The sequence below is a fragment of the Pontibacter sp. GD13 genome (assembly GCF_058216355.1).
On record NZ_JBYZMQ010000006.1, the window covers coordinates 68,967 to 83,249 of the forward strand.

Below are 14,283 nucleotides of genomic sequence, written 5' to 3' on the forward strand. Positions count from 1 at the left end.
GCTTGTAAGCCCGCAGCGCATTGGATGATTGACTTGAGAAGTATGCCAGATGCAAAAAGCGGCAGTACCTGCTATGGTACTGCCGCTTTGTGCATGCCCAGTTCTATGCTGTCAGATCACCTCTTCCTCTTCCGGCTCGAGCACTTCATTTTGCCGCAGATGCACCGGGATGGTCTTTTTGCGCAGCCGCAGGTTCAGCATCTCTACCAACAGCGAGAAGAACATAGCGAAGTAAATGTACCCCTTCGGGATGTGCTGGTGCAAGGCCTCTACCACCAGCATAAAGCCGATCAGGATCAGGAAGGAAAGCGCCAGCATTTTTACGGTAGGGTGGTTGTTCACAAAATCGCTTACGTACTTGGCAAACACCAGCATGATGCCCATCGCCAGGATAACGGCAATGATCATGATGATCACTTCCTGCGCCAGTCCTACGGCTGTCAGAATGGAGTCGAAGGAGAAAACGATGTCGATGAGCACGATCTGCACCAGTATCTTGCCAAGTGTGGCCTGCGCCTTGCCCTGCGCCTGCTCTTCCTCCGCTCCTTCCAGCTTGTTATGAATTTCGGTTGTGCTCTTTGCCAGCAGGAAAAGCCCCCCGCCAAACAGGATGATGTCGCGCCACGAAACGGCAAAATCCGATTCGGTGAACGGCAGGTTGATACTGAACAGCGGTGCGCTTGCCCCCACAATCCAGGAGATGAACAGCAACAGGATCACCCTGAAAATAAGCGCCAGCCCCAGGCCAATGGTGCGCCCCTTTGCTTGCTGCTCGTGCGGCAACCGGCCCACCACAATCGAGATGAACACGATATTGTCTATGCCGAGCACCACTTCCATAAAAGTAAGCGTCAGCAGGCTTATCCAGGTATCCGGATTGGCAAAAATCTCCATAAGGCAAGTTTAGATTATTGATCTGCACACAAAATGCACAGGCTATTTGGCACCAGCATCAGGCAACAGGACGAAAGCAACATTGAGCGTGCCTGCTGCCTTTAGCTTTTCATGTTCACGAACTGCAGCGGCATGCCAATTTCTTCGCTGTTGCTCCGCATCAGGGCGATCACATCCTGCAGGTCGTCTATTTTTTTGGCTGTCACCCGGATGGTCTCATCCATCATGGCCGCCGATACTTTCAGTTTGCTGTCTTTGATCACCTTCATGATCTTTTTGGACGTTTCCTTATCGATCCCGGCTTTGACCTTGATATCCTTTTTTACCATGGCGCCGCTTTGGTAAGCCTCTTTTGAGAAATCGAGCGCAGTGGCATCCAGCCCCTGCTTCACCATTTTACCGATCAGCACATCCTCGGTATGCTGCACGCGCATCTCGTTCTCCATGCTGATGTGCACCTCACTGGCTTTCTTGTCATACTCCAGCTTTCCTTTTGTATCCCGGAAATCATACCGGTTCATGATTTCCTTGTTGGCCACATTCACAGCATTGTCCATGATCTGCGGGTCTACTTTACTTACAATATCGAAAGATGCCATAGTGATTTTTAAACTTTATACTTTAAAAATTGATTTTACATACATTAAACGGACAAAGTTATCTTTTTGCCACGAACCTGCTATCTTGTTGCCTGCTAATTGTTGCGCCGCCCAAGTGGCTTTACTCCCCAAGAGCTGTACGAATGAAAATAATAGAACCCGCCACACCCGAAGAGTTTAGAAAATATTACCGCCTGCGCTTCGAAACGCTCCGGCAGCCCTGGGCGCAGCCCGAAGGAAGCGAGCGCGTGGAAGACGATGCCGCCGCCATCCATGCCATGATGGTAAACGATGCCGGGGAGCCAATAGGAGTCTGCCGCGTGCACCTGAGCACGCCCCAGGAGGCACAGGTGAGGTTTATGGGCATCCGAAACGACATGCAGGGCAAAGGGTTGGGAGGCTTGTTAATGCAGTACGTGGAGCAACGCGCCCGCGAATTGGGCGCTATCCGGGCTATGCTACAGGCACGCGAGAATGCCGTAAACTTTTACCGCCGCAACGGGTATCAAGTAGAGGAAGAGTCGTATGTGCTGTTTGGCAGCATCCAGCACTATAAGATGGTAAAGGAACTTTAAAAGCATATTTGGATATACGAAAGCAACCGGTTTATTTATTTTTGCCAGCACTAGAGCTTTAAGTATAAAGTATAAACCATAAATAGCTATGGCAAAACTATTGGTTAAAAAGAAGCCGGTTTTCATTTCTTGAATCTTACCAAATTGTTCTATTTAAATTTGACCGATTTATAAAACCAAAACCCTTTAATACGATAAAAACAAGATTTAAAAATCAAAATAAACTTATTTAAAATATAAAAAAGCATTATATTTATATACCGTGTGGTATAGCCCGTTTACCTTATTAAAAGTGTAGATTACTTAATTAAACCCCTAAAAAGTAGAATACACCTAATCTCCCATCAGAAAAAGACGTATTTAATACTACTCCCCCAGCGTTATAACGTGCAATTAAATACATAGTAATGCACCTTTGATGTAGTTGAATAGTTTACCTGATATTTTTTTACAACTTACTAAACTCTTCCTTCTTACTGTACAAAACCTGTTATTCAGATAAATAGGGTCTGACATATTAAGTAAAAAATGGCACTTAATTTTTATGCCTATTGAGGATTTATATTTTATAATTCTGTTGAAGCTATACTTCGTCCTAAAAAAAGCTTATGTAAAATAACTTACTTCTCTGCCTAGGTTGTATCGATTTTCCCTAACTCCTTATCAGTTTGATTCAAGCTGATAGTTTAACAACATCTATACTACTAATAGCTTTAAGCTACTGGAAAGGTATTCTATTGCAAATTTTTTATAAATAGTTTAAACTTTAAATATTTACAATTATGAAAACACAAGCTTTAAGTATCGTTTTTGCGTTAGTCGCACTGCTAAGCTATAACAGCGCAGAAGCACAAAATCCAAGATTAAAATCTCCTTTAACGTCAGAAGACTTAGGTAAGACACTAAAGGTATGTTACGATATTTCTGGACTAGGGAACGTTGATTATATTACTGCAACTTTGGAATATGATGCAGTTGTATCTTCAGTATGCTACAACCCTGGCCAGGATTCGGGGCCAGTACCTGGACAATCACAAACTGTGCGGGATAATGCCGAAGAGGTTGTAATCCCTGTACATAATGGTAGAGCTATAGGCTGTTTTACTACTATGAAGACTTTTACGCCAGGAGCTTGTCCTAATAGTAAGTGGCGTGGCGAAGTCAGTGATGTGTCCTTTTCTAATATACGCCTTGTTGTTGAAGGACGAACTTTCAGAGCGCCAAATCCATAATTACATCTATTATACAAATATGTCTATTATACAAACTGTAGAGGGGGAGAAAAAAATAGTATATTTCTTTCTCCCCCTCTACAGTTTGGGGAAATACAGTTGCTATTGATGGCTTTATGAGTATTTAGATTAAAGAGGTGAACTTGTTTAAAAATGCCTGATTATGATGCCTTTGTAAAACAAAATATCAAGATAACACGGCTGTTATTTATCCTGCTACTTTTCTCTATTTCAGTGTTTTCATGCTTTGGACAATCAAATGCTAATTTATTTACAGTCAAAGGTATAGTAAAAGAGTTATCCAGCAAAGGTGCACTCAGCTACGTCACTGTTGTCATTCAAGAATCAGGCAAGAGGGAGCCAACAAAAACAACCCTCACTCAAGAAGACGGATCTTTCACAATCACCAGCTTACCTAACAAAGAATACCAACTCACTCTTTCCTACGTCGGCTATAAAACCAAAACCATACAAATCCCACTTTCTGCGTCCTCCAATATCAACCTTGGAACCATAGCACTCACTCCCACGGCTACACAACTTGAAGAGGTACAAGTAACTATCCAGCGGCCCCTGATCGAGCAGGACCTAGATAGGTTAACCTATAATGTAGAAGCAGATCCGGAAAGCAACATTCTGAACACACTGGATATGCTCCGTAAGATGCCTGTGCTAACATTGGATGCAGAAGACAACCTGCAACTAAATGGTAGTAGCAATTACCAGATATTGATTAATGGCAAAAAGTCTTCCCTGTTTTCAGGCAACACAAGTGATGTGCTGAAAACTTTGCCAGCAAGCTCCATTAAGAAAATTGAGGTGATCACAAGTCCTTCCGCAAGATATGAAGCAGCAGGAGTTGGCGGTGTTATCAATATTATCACGCACAAGAGCAGTATCAGTGGCTACAATGGTTCGATAAACTTAGGTACCAGCAAACCTGAAAACTACACAGGAAGTGCCTATACAAGTATTACTGCCGGGAAATTCAGCATCTCAGGGCGTGGCAGCACCAGTAGCACCAACAGCCCGGACAGAAACAGTTTTTTTATCAGGGAAGATAAGCTTAGGCAGAATAAGCTGATACAGACAATTGAAAGCAACAGCAATAGTAATGAACAAAATTTGAGTGGAGAGGTAAGCTATGAACTTAATCCACTTAACCTGATCACGGCCAGCTATAGAATGAACCGGAACACCGGCACATTTGAATCTGTACAGCGGGCAGAGCAGCTCGATGCTAGTGGTGAAATAACAGAAGCTTACCTGAACCTGAATAACGGCAAAAACAATGGCAACGGATACGATGTAACTTGTGATTACCAGCATAGCTTCAGAAAGAATGAACAGCAGCTGCTCTCATTGTCACTCAACCTGATCAACAGTGATTACAAATACTCCTCAAGCATTACACTACAGCCACTGCTCAACTATTCAGGGCGGGAAAGTATAACTAACAACTACGACGACACACGGGAGTATAATTTACAGGCGGACTATGTACAGCCAATCGGTAAGCAAACACTGGAGTTGGGTATAAAGTCCGTTTTCGAAAAAAGCAGCAGCGAATATTTTTACATGAACAAAGATCCTGAAACAGGAGCTTTTGTAATTGACCCTGAGCAGAGCAACAACTATAGTTATGATCAGGAAGTTCATGCCGCCTATACTTCTCTGAACCTGAACATGGGCAAGTGGGGACTAAGAACCGGGGCACGCCTGGAGGCGACAAAACTTGAAGCAAATTTCAGATCGTCCGGCACCGAAGTAAGTAAAGAATATCTTAACCTGTTCCCAAACATTACTTTGTCACGCAAACTCAAAAACACTAACATACTTCGCCTCTCCTACAGCCAGCGCATACAGCGTCCGGGCTTATACCTCCTTGACCCCTACATAGACCTGACTGATCCTTTAAACATCAGCTACGGCAATCCGGACCTGCTGCCCGCCGTAAGCCACTCTTTCCAGGTAGATTACAGCGCATATATTAAGACGACTTCGATCAATGCTTTGGTTTCCCACAATTTTACTAACAACTCCATCCAGAACTTTACCATTCTCGGAAAGGACTCGGTTGCCCGTTCCACCTACGGCAACATAGGTAATAGCCAGGATTATGGTTTCTCGCTTAGCAGTAATACAACACTTTTTAAGAAGCTAAGCATCAACCTGAGTGGCAATACCAACTATATAAAATATACTAGCACTATCGAAAGCAATACACAAAACAATGAAGGCTTTTCGTATAGCGCACGAGGTAACACTACTCTTCGCTTAGGCAAAACCTGGCGCATAAGTGGCAACCTTAGTTATAACTCATCCAATGTATTGCTACAGGGCATAAGCAGTGGCTATACCTGGAGCAGTCTTTCGGTGAACAAGGACTTTTTGAAAGACAACAAAGCGAGTCTGAGCCTATCTGTGAGAAGTCCGTTTAACGAAACCCAACTCAGCCGGAGTGAATTGGATACGCAAACATTTTACCAATTGCGGGAGTCTAATTCAGTACTACGTCAGTTTAGTGTATCTTTCAACTATCGCTTCGGCAAACTACAATAACAGGAGGTAACGCCTGACCCACGGCACTATCATGCTTGCCCATAAGGCTAATATTTGCTATCTTGAAAACATATCTCCTATATTTACAACCGCCAGCAGAATGCGTACATGTTGTACGCAAAGCCTGATACCTCATGAAAAGGAAACATATTCTCAGCCTGTTGTGCCTGCTGGTGTGGGCAGTTAAACTATATGCACAAGCCCCCACCGTAACCACCGGCCAGGTAAAGCGGCTCGAGAACTTCCCTTCAAAGTATGTGGATGCACGAAATGTAGATGTGTGGCTGCCGGCCAGCTACGATGCCAGTAAAAAATACGCGGTACTGTACATGCACGACGGGCAAATGCTGTTTGACTCCACCCTTACCTGGAACCAGCAGGAATGGGGCGTGGATGAAACCATGGGGCGCCTGCTGCAGGAAAACAAGATACAAAACTGCATTGTGGTGGGCATCTGGAACTCCGGCAAAAGCAGGCACTCAGACTATTTCCCGCAAAAACCCTTTGAGAGTTTGCCCCAGGATTACCAGGATCAGTTAACAGCCATCCCCAAAGGCATTAGAGAAATGATGCTGTTCTCTGCCGGGGTGCAGTCGGATGCCTACCTCCAGTTTCTGGTTACGGAACTGAAGCCCTACATCGACAGCACCTTCTCCACTAAACCCGACAGGGAAAACACGTTTATACTTGGCTCCAGTATGGGCGGCCTGGTCTCGGCCTATGCTATCTGCGAATACCCGGAGGTTTTTGGCGGGGCGGCTTGCTTATCCACGCACTGGGTGGGCACTTTCACTACCCGCAACAACCCCATCCCCGCGGCGTTTATGGCCTATCTGAAAGAGAACCTTCCCTCCCCGGAAACCCACAAGATCTACTTCGACTACGGCACAGAAACGCTGGATGCCCTCTATGAGCCGTATCAAAAGCAGGTGGATGAAATCATGAAAGCAAAAGGTTATACTTCGGCTAACTGGGTCACCAAGAAATTCCCCGGCGCAGACCACTCCGAAAGATCGTGGAGGGCAAGGCTGGCCACGCCAATTTTATTCCTGCTAGGCAACGGCAAAAATCAGGAATAGCCAAGGGCAACGGCCTTACGAAAACAATCGCTTGGGCGGCGGCACAAACTATAATTCTAGCGGATAGCATTCAGAAATACAATTCCGTTTAGTATCTTTCAGGTAAGCATGGCCTTGCCAGGCAGGCAGAGAGCACAAGCAGCTAATAGCTTAAACCGCCTCCTTTGCGTTACAAGGTTATACTATACCCAACCATGAAGACTCTTAACTCAATTATACTTCTTTTAGGCACAGTAGCGCTGCTGGGCTGTAACCACGAAACCGAGCAAGTACAGGAGGCGACAAGTGTGGCGCCCGTGCCTGAAGTTACTAATGCTGGCCCCGAGCCACAAAGCCCGGTAGATGCCATCAGTTACCAGGAAAAAGTCACGTCTGGCGGCATGCAGTTTCATGTTAGTACCACCGGGCTGGGTTCTATGCGCAACCTCACCATTCTGGTGGAGCGCGATGAGCAGCAACCTACCCGCATCGACGAAACCATAGAGGGCACTGTTACACATACCGCCGTTACGGACCTGAATCAGAATAAAAAGCCTGAGTTGCTCGTGTTTATAGATGGCGGGGGCAGCGGAAGCTACGGACAGCTGTATGGCTATGAGTTTGAGCGCGCGTACTGGGGGCAGATCACCTTGCCTGCGCTTAGCCCGGAACTACAGCAGGACTACCTGGGCCACGACAAGTTTAAAGTGACCAACAACCGCCTGGTGCGCACATTCCCAATTTACCTCGACACAGACCCTAACTGCTGCCCTACCGGTGGCCTGCATACCCTTGTCTACACACTGGATAATGCCCTGAACCTGCAGGTGGAAAAGGTGGATTAGATTGGCCGTTTTACGTACAACTAAGGAGCAATTATCCATCTCATCAGTGTTTAACCAAACCACCTATGTCAGAGGAAGAACTGGAAAAGCTGCGCTACCCGATCGGCAAATTCGACCTGGCCCAGCCGATCACCAACGAGCATGTGGAGCAGTACATTTTATCTATTGGGCAGTTGCCCGCCAAACTGCGGCAGGCCGTGGCCTCGCTAACCGCCGAGCAGTTAGACACTCCCTACCGGCCTGATGGCTGGACGGTGCGCCAGGTGGTACACCATATTCCGGATAGCCACCTGAACGGGTATACCCGCCACAAACTGGCTTTAACTGAGGAGATTCCCACTATCCGCACCTACAACGAGGGAGAGTGGGCGGAGCTGCAGGACAGCGTGCTGGGAGACCCGGAAATATCGCTGGCCCTGTTGGATGCCCTGCACCTGCGCTGGGTGCTGTTACTTAAAACGCTGACACCAGAGCAACTGAACCGCCGCTTTATACACCCTGAAACAGGGGAATGCACCATCCGGCAACACGTTGGCGTTTATGCCTGGCACGGCAACCATCATCTGGCCCATATCTTAGCCCTGAAAGAGCGGAAAGGATGGAAAACAGAGGAAGCAAAAACTGAGTTGAACACCACATTATAGTGCAGGCTGCTTAGCATGGGGGGATTGATCGGCAAAAGCAGGTCGCACACACGTTTTGCTATTTTTGCCTTTCACACTGCTTTTGCAAACAAGTACCGATGGCACCGCCTCACCCAAGTATACTTTACATCACCCGATGGGTTAGAACAAGGGTTTTCTTTTTGTTGATCTTTCCAGTGGCTCTTAATAATACTTTACCTCCGTCAGGTCGCGTAACTCCACGTGCAGTTGCTCGGCCATCCGCTTCATAGCCTGCAAGGCCTTTTCTTTACTTTTAAACTGCAGCATGTGCAGTTTCACGCCCCCGGTTAACTGCACGTAGCCGTCATACTTTGCCGTTCTGATACCCGTCATGGATGCTCTCGATTCCATAATTTTACTATACGTGTTCTTCTTGAGAAAGAGGAAATCAATACCTTTCAGAAGCACCTTTTTCCCGAAAGTCAAGCCGGCCAACGATACGCCTTCGCGGTAGGTCATGTGCTGCAGGTTGAATTCTACACGGTAATGGGCAAACTGCGTAAGGAAGCCGACAGGCAGAAACGCCCATGCCGCAACAGACCCCTCTTCCACGTTCATCAGGGCGAAGGCTGTGGCGATCCAGCCAAACGCGCGGGCCGCCGTGCTAAAATATTTCCCGGTGTTATAGCTGTACAAGTTGTTTTCCATTTCCATTGTCTCGGAGTAGTTGTGCTACGTTCTTGTTACGAATTTGTAAACCTATGGCCTGTGCGGCTTTAGTAACCGGCCCTTTGCGTCGTAGAGTCCCACCAGGATACTATTGCCTTTGCTGTCTGCTTTCAGGCCGCCATACTTTGCCCGCTCAAACGATGCTGCCTGCCCTTCCTCAAAAAAGTATGCCTCTGCGCCCAGGTTCAGGCTCCACTTGCCCTTGGTATACTTCAGCAAATGTTCGGTGGGGTAAAGGGGTGTTTGCCCCTCCTGAAACCGCACCAACTGCGCCACCTGCTGCCCGTTAAGCTTTAGCACGGCGTAGCCGCTGTTCGCAAGCGTATCGGGTTTATCCGTCTGGCTGATGGCATAACTCAGGCGCATGTAGTCGCCCTGCAGCAGGGAACGCGGATCGACGGGGGCCAGCTCCAACAGCAGCAGTTGCCCGTTAGCCAGTATCTCCTCCTTTTCCGCTACCGACCAGTTAAACAGCGCCAGCACCAACACCAGGTTACAAAGTATAATGGTTCCTTTTTTAGTCAGCATAGGTTTTCAGGTATTTGGTAAACAGTGCAAAGCCTATCAGAAACAAGAGGCCACTTGCCAGCAGCACACCTGCTTTAGCAAGCAGCGTGAGGTGCAGGTCGTAATAATAAAGCACCACAAAGTATACCAGCGCTAACAGCCCTAACCAAAAACCCGGCCTGTGGCCTATGTAAAAACTGGTGAGCAGTATGAGCATGGTGCCCGGAATAGAGGGGGTAAAGATGGTTGGGATGAACAAGGCTATGCAACAGGAATAGATAATGGTCTGGGTGCGGCTATGCGTGATGCCTGCGTTTTTCAGCACATGGTACACCAGCAGCAGCACACAACCGATCAAAACCAGGCTGGATATCCAAAAGTGCGTGATGGTTGTTTCCAAAAACTTCTGATGCACAAAAAGCACTAGCGTAGCCACCAGCGAAAAAGCCACGCCTATCCTGACTGGCCTATACTTCACGTTCAGCCGTGCGGATGCTGCTATCAGCTTTGCTTCGTTCAGGCTCATGTAGGTATGTATGGCGGCCAGCAGGGCCAGTACACCATGCGACAACCCGTAGAGTTTATGGATGAAGATCAGGCTCAACACACTGCCGCAGAGCACCAGCACCGATATAAAAACGCTCACAGCACTCTCCGAGATGAGCAGGATCAGAATGGCGGCAAAGGCCAGCATAGCGGCCACCGCAGAACCGTTTTCTGATAATTGGCCGGTGCCCATCGCCAGCAACACGTAACCGGTAATGTAAAGCGAAACGCCTAGGGCATCGGTGGTGGCATCCCTTTTATACCGGATCAGTAACTCTGCCCCTACCAAAAACCCCAGGCTAAGGAGCAGGAGCCCAACACCGGATTCATACAGGCCCGTCGCTACAAAAAAACCGACAAAGGTTGAGGTACCTAAAAGGCCGCCTAAAATGGTGAGTACTTTGATGGGCAATCGTTTAACCAGGGAGCCTCCTGGTGCAGCCTCTTCCTGTATCCGTGCGCGATCATAGGTAAAGCCCGGCTGCTCCTGCTCAATTTCCTGAAGCAGGGTATGTATAGGTTGCGCCTTAGGGTTTTCCATGCCATTGCCGGTTAAGTTTGCCCAGGTACTGAATCAGCAAGGTCAGGCTGCCCATTACAAAAAGCGTGGCCAGCAGCATGACAAGTTCCGGTATCTGCTCCCCCAACCTGACAATGAGCACGGTGAAATACGCAATGGCGCTGAAAGGCACGACAGACAGGTAAAACAAATCTCTGATGCGAAGGCCATACCAAAGCGCCCCGGCAAACATGGCTGCACCCAGCAGGTAGGCGAGTCCATAATCTTCAGTAAAGGTTGAGAAAAGAAGCGAGATCATGCTGACTGTTATCGCTGATATGGCGGCCAGGCTCACTATCCTGGGGAACCACCTGTGCTGCGCCTGCACTTTACCTTGGGTATACAACAGCTCCCAAACAACTACAGCCCCCGCATTCAATATAAAAACGGCTTCCAGTACTACAGCAAAGGTCCAATGGGTTGCCACTTGCTGGGTATAAAGTATAAAAGTGGTGTTGAGCAGGGCCAGGAAGATGAACCACAAAGGCTGGAAATTGGCCACCAGCACCCACAGCACCACGCAGTATGTCCAGCCGAAAAAGAAATCGAAAGCATTGGCGCCAGTTTGGTAGACCTGGCCGAACACGGCAAACAGGGCACCTACCAGCACTGCACTGGCGGTGAGCAATACCTGTTTCAGGGTCTGGTGCAGGTTGGTGAACAGCGCCGCAGCCGTAGTGGCCACAAGCAGCGCTTCCAGCAAACCCAGCTTCAGAAACTTGTGCATGTCCGCCCAGTTGTAGGCAAAAAAGAAGATGATGCCGGCCAGGGTGAAACCAGCCCCCATGCCTAACAGGAACAGGCGGATAAAGCTGGCCCAGTTCCGGCTGCTGGCATACACCTGCCCTTGCCGGAATTTTGCATCAATACCGTCAGCACGCCAGTTGCTATGCCTGGCTATCGTATAGATCTGCTCCCTGGTTATGTTGCCTTTCATGGTTTCGAAACACTATTCAGTAGCTTGCAAAGTCGCTCCATCATATCAGATAGAAACAAAGCTGACAAGTATTTTTTTAAAGACGGCTACCGGAACTCTATACGTATCAGCATGTTGACTAACCATGGTAACATTTTAAGCTTTTTAAATAGGCCTTGTCGCAACTGTACTGCATTGCTTATAGTTGCCGGTGATAGCAGCATACGGTTAGGTTTAGTTCATTCATTTAACTTTGCTAATATATGAAAATTCCACTATTATAGACAACCTAACCAACAAAGAAAAGCGGCAGCCACTTTTCAGTAGCTGCCGCTTTGCTGCTTTTCATCTTAAAAACTATTGCTTAGCCTTGATCATTACCGGAACTTCCATGTTCTCCCAGCTTAGCACCAGGCCGTCTTTGGTTACGTCGTACTTCAGGCGCTCGTTCATGGTGGCCGATTTGCGCGGCGTTACCATCACACGCAGGGCATCCTGCTTTTCATCGTACTGCGTGCCCCACTGCTCGGCGGTTTTGTTAAAGATCACCGTCCACTGGTCTTTGCCGGGAATGGTGTAAAAACTGTACGTTCCTGCTGGCAAGGCTTTGCCCTCCACCAGCACTTCTTTATCGAAGGCAACGGTGGTGGCCTCGTTAGCACCGGCACGCCATACTTTACCATAAGGCACCAACTCACCCCATATCACGCGGTCTTTCACGGCAGGGCTGCTGTAATCTACTGTTACCATGGCGTTGCCCACCTTGCCGGTGGCTTTGGCTGGCGGACTCGGCCTTTTAGACTTGTCCTGGTTTTGCTGCGCCATCACGTTGGTGGTAAACAGCATGCCGATCAGCAGCATGGCCAGCAGACTTAAAATTCTAGTGTTTCTCATAATCTTTTTTGTTTGGTTAGCTATGGATGTTAAACGAACTACTTGTTGAACAGCACACGCTTTTACAGGAACGCGACAAGCTGCCCATCCACTTACAAATTAGCAAATACCCTGAATAGTTAAAATAAATTTAGCCATCCTGCTACATTTGCATGCCAAACAACCTGCTGTTTAAGCCAGGTTACAAAGCGTGAATTACGCTGTCCCATAAAAGCTGCTAATTTACCCTTCTTGCATTCTTCCGTACAGCACTAAATAGAAAACAATTCACATAATTCAAGCGCCAAACAGCTACTGTACAAACTGTACAAAACGCTGGCAGCATAAGTACGAAACCACATGCCATCATACCGCAGAAACAGAAGAATGGGGAGCCGAGCCACAGCTGCTCAGGCTGGGCAACAGCCGGGTAGGCAGCGGCAAAACATCAGGAGCCGCCAGCGAATAAATGTCCGGGGCAAGCGCAGCGGCATGAAGCAAGGTGTTAGCGGGGCCGGAGCCGTAACCGGGGCAAAAAACAGGCTGAAGAACTTCCGACAGGCCACCATATTGGCAGTGGCCATCACAGGCTTTTTCATGTTGATTTTTGCCCCCAACGAGGAAAGCCTGGCCCAAACGGACACCCTGTCTCAAACCGAATTACAGGACACGGCAGCGGCTTTAAACGATACGCCAGCAACCACTGCTGTAACCGACACGGCCTCCGTTGCATCGAGCCAGGAGGCCACGGACGAGGCTATCGGCGCTTTGCAGGGCCTTTGGCAAGGCTTTTACTACAACCTTCCTAAAATACTGATTGCGCTGGGCACCCTGTTGCTGGCCTGGCTGCTTACGCAAGGTATAAAGTTTGTGCTGGAGCGAACGCTGGGCCGCTGGCAAAGCTCCAGCGCCATCATTTCGCTGGTGTCTATCGCGGTTTGGCTGCTGGCCATCGGCATTGCCCTGAGTGTGGTGGCCGGCGACATCCGGGCATTGGTCGGCTCGCTGGGCTTGATTGGCCTGGCCCTGTCCTGGTCGTTGCAGACACCCATCGAGAGCTTTACCGGCTGGCTTATGAACTCGTTTAAGGCCTATTACCGGGTAGGAGACCGGATTCGGGTAGGCGATGTGTTCGGAGATGTGTACCGCATCGATTTCCTGACCACCACGGTCTGGGAAATCGGCGACCCCTACCAACCGGGCTTTGTGCAGGCCGAGCAACCAACCGGGCGGCTTGTCACTTTCCCAAACAACGAGATCCTGACGGGCACCGTCACGAACCTGACCGGCGACTTTCCTTTTGTGTGGGATGAGTTGATGGTGGCCGTCGCCAACGAATCGGATATTCCGCTTGCCATGCAGGTAATGGAGGCTGTGGCCGAAGACCTGCTCGGAAACTACATGGTAGAACCCGCCCACACCTATACCCGGCTGCTTAAACGCTCAGGGCTGGATTACCACATCCCTGACAAACCGCAGGTGTTCATCTCCTTAGCCGACTCCTGGACCAACGTTACCATCCGTTACCTGGTGGGGGCCCGGGAGCGGCGCAAATGGAAAAGTGAGCTTACGCTGCGCATCAACACGGAGATCAACAAACCCGAATACCTCGAGAAGATCATCGCGGTTTACCCTCGCCAGCAAGTACAGTTTATCAACCCGGAAGGGGCACCCGTGGAGGCCCGGTTTACCGGCGGTGGCAGCAATGGAGAGACGTGATAGCCGCTTAACAGGCAGGATGGCTTGCCTTAAAAGGATGCCCGTTCCTCCTGAAGCTGTATCG

The 14,283-nt window shown here is 48.6% G+C and carries 14 protein-coding genes; 7 read left to right on the forward strand and 7 right to left on the reverse strand.

Going from position 1 to position 14,283, the window contains the following annotated elements; all coding sequences use genetic code 11:
- Window positions 1-111: 111 nt before the first annotated feature.
- Together AC4BAN_RS10190 and AC4BAN_RS10195 are read right to left on the reverse strand one after the other, a co-directional pair.
- Entirely contained in the window at window positions 112-894 is a 783-nt protein-coding gene (locus AC4BAN_RS10190) for a TerC family protein (RefSeq protein WP_490564299.1), read from the reverse strand.
- A 101-nt stretch (window positions 895-995) separates the two neighbouring features.
- Entirely contained in the window at window positions 996-1,493 is a 498-nt protein-coding gene (locus AC4BAN_RS10195) for a YajQ family cyclic di-GMP-binding protein (RefSeq protein ID WP_490564300.1), read from the reverse strand.
- A gap of 143 nt (window positions 1,494-1,636) precedes the next feature.
- On the opposite strand from AC4BAN_RS10195, the gene AC4BAN_RS10200 reads away from it, so the two are divergent.
- From AC4BAN_RS10200 to AC4BAN_RS10225, 6 genes are all read left to right on the forward strand, one after another.
- Window positions 1,637-2,068: a GNAT family N-acetyltransferase gene (locus AC4BAN_RS10200; RefSeq protein WP_490564301.1), complete on the forward strand. Its 432-nt coding sequence runs from the start codon at window positions 1,637-1,639 to the stop codon at window positions 2,066-2,068.
- Between the two features lie 782 nt (window positions 2,069-2,850).
- A complete protein-coding gene (locus AC4BAN_RS10205; RefSeq protein WP_490564302.1) occupies window positions 2,851-3,300 on the forward strand; it encodes a hypothetical protein in 450 nt (149 codons plus the stop codon).
- A 153-nt stretch (window positions 3,301-3,453) separates the two neighbouring features.
- Window positions 3,454-5,862, forward strand: coding sequence for a TonB-dependent receptor (locus AC4BAN_RS10210; protein ID WP_490564303.1), 2,409 nt, complete (start codon window positions 3,454-3,456; stop codon window positions 5,860-5,862).
- 134 nt (window positions 5,863-5,996) lie between these two features.
- Window positions 5,997-6,941 carry an alpha/beta hydrolase gene (locus tag AC4BAN_RS10215; protein ID WP_490564304.1) on the forward strand — a complete coding sequence of 315 codons (945 nt, stop codon included), beginning with the start codon at window positions 5,997-5,999 and terminating at the stop codon, window positions 6,939-6,941.
- 194 nt (window positions 6,942-7,135) lie between these two features.
- The gene (locus AC4BAN_RS10220) at window positions 7,136-7,765 is read left to right on the forward strand and encodes a hypothetical protein (RefSeq protein WP_490564305.1); all 630 of its coding nucleotides are present in this window, start codon (window positions 7,136-7,138) and stop codon (window positions 7,763-7,765) included.
- 65 nt (window positions 7,766-7,830) lie between these two features.
- Window positions 7,831-8,409, forward strand: coding sequence for a YfiT family bacillithiol transferase (locus tag AC4BAN_RS10225; RefSeq protein ID WP_490564306.1), 579 nt, complete (start codon window positions 7,831-7,833; stop codon window positions 8,407-8,409).
- A 183-nt stretch (window positions 8,410-8,592) separates the two neighbouring features.
- Here AC4BAN_RS10225 and AC4BAN_RS10230 read toward each other — a convergent pair whose 3' ends face one another.
- The 5 genes from AC4BAN_RS10230 to AC4BAN_RS10250 form a co-directional block, all read right to left on the reverse strand.
- Window positions 8,593-9,078, reverse strand: coding sequence for a hypothetical protein (locus tag AC4BAN_RS10230; RefSeq protein WP_490564307.1), 486 nt, complete (start codon window positions 9,076-9,078; stop codon window positions 8,593-8,595).
- Window positions 9,079-9,129: 51 nt separating this feature from the next.
- Window positions 9,130-9,627 carry a GDYXXLXY domain-containing protein gene (locus tag AC4BAN_RS10235; protein WP_490564308.1) on the reverse strand — a complete coding sequence of 166 codons (498 nt, stop codon included), beginning with the start codon at window positions 9,625-9,627 and terminating at the stop codon, window positions 9,130-9,132.
- Window positions 9,617-10,693 carry a DUF4401 domain-containing protein gene (locus AC4BAN_RS10240; protein ID WP_490564309.1) on the reverse strand — a complete coding sequence of 359 codons (1,077 nt, stop codon included), beginning with the start codon at window positions 10,691-10,693 and terminating at the stop codon, window positions 9,617-9,619. The genes AC4BAN_RS10235 and AC4BAN_RS10240 overlap by 11 nt, the downstream gene beginning before the upstream one ends.
- A complete protein-coding gene (locus AC4BAN_RS10245; protein WP_490564310.1) occupies window positions 10,680-11,648 on the reverse strand; it encodes a DUF2157 domain-containing protein in 969 nt (322 codons plus the stop codon). Before AC4BAN_RS10245 ends, AC4BAN_RS10240 begins: the two co-directional genes overlap by 14 nt.
- A 336-nt stretch (window positions 11,649-11,984) precedes the next feature.
- Entirely contained in the window at window positions 11,985-12,521 is a 537-nt protein-coding gene (locus tag AC4BAN_RS10250) for a DUF2911 domain-containing protein (protein WP_490564311.1), read from the reverse strand.
- A 339-nt stretch (window positions 12,522-12,860) separates the two neighbouring features.
- Here AC4BAN_RS10250 and AC4BAN_RS10255 point away from each other — a divergent pair, with 339 nt between their 5' ends.
- Window positions 12,861-14,219, forward strand: coding sequence for a mechanosensitive ion channel family protein (locus AC4BAN_RS10255; protein WP_490564312.1), 1,359 nt, complete (start codon window positions 12,861-12,863; stop codon window positions 14,217-14,219).
- Window positions 14,220-14,283: the final 64 nt, after the last annotated feature.

Coding starts and splice junctions, on each gene's coding strand:
- AC4BAN_RS10205 (WP_490564302.1), top strand. CDS start 2,851: ATGAAAACACAAGCTTTAAGTATCGTTTTTGCGTTAGTCGCACTGCTA.
- AC4BAN_RS10225 (WP_490564306.1), top strand. CDS start 7,831: ATGTCAGAGGAAGAACTGGAAAAGCTGCGCTACCCGATCGGCAAATTC.
- AC4BAN_RS10210 (WP_490564303.1), top strand. CDS start 3,454: ATGCCTGATTATGATGCCTTTGTAAAACAAAATATCAAGATAACACGG.
- AC4BAN_RS10255 (WP_490564312.1), top strand. CDS start 12,861: ATGCCATCATACCGCAGAAACAGAAGAATGGGGAGCCGAGCCACAGCT.
- AC4BAN_RS10250 (WP_490564311.1), bottom strand. CDS start 12,521: ATGAGAAACACTAGAATTTTAAGTCTGCTGGCCATGCTGCTGATCGGC.
- AC4BAN_RS10245 (WP_490564310.1), bottom strand. CDS start 11,648: ATGAAAGGCAACATAACCAGGGAGCAGATCTATACGATAGCCAGGCAT.
- AC4BAN_RS10195 (WP_490564300.1), bottom strand. CDS start 1,493: ATGGCATCTTTCGATATTGTAAGTAAAGTAGACCCGCAGATCATGGAC.
- AC4BAN_RS10230 (WP_490564307.1), bottom strand. CDS start 9,078: ATGGAAAACAACTTGTACAGCTATAACACCGGGAAATATTTTAGCACG.
- AC4BAN_RS10240 (WP_490564309.1), bottom strand. CDS start 10,693: ATGGAAAACCCTAAGGCGCAACCTATACATACCCTGCTTCAGGAAATT.
- AC4BAN_RS10190 (WP_490564299.1), bottom strand. CDS start 894: ATGGAGATTTTTGCCAATCCGGATACCTGGATAAGCCTGCTGACGCTT.
- AC4BAN_RS10215 (WP_490564304.1), top strand. CDS start 5,997: ATGAAAAGGAAACATATTCTCAGCCTGTTGTGCCTGCTGGTGTGGGCA.
- AC4BAN_RS10220 (WP_490564305.1), top strand. CDS start 7,136: ATGAAGACTCTTAACTCAATTATACTTCTTTTAGGCACAGTAGCGCTG.
- AC4BAN_RS10235 (WP_490564308.1), bottom strand. CDS start 9,627: ATGCTGACTAAAAAAGGAACCATTATACTTTGTAACCTGGTGTTGGTG.
- AC4BAN_RS10200 (WP_490564301.1), top strand. CDS start 1,637: ATGAAAATAATAGAACCCGCCACACCCGAAGAGTTTAGAAAATATTAC.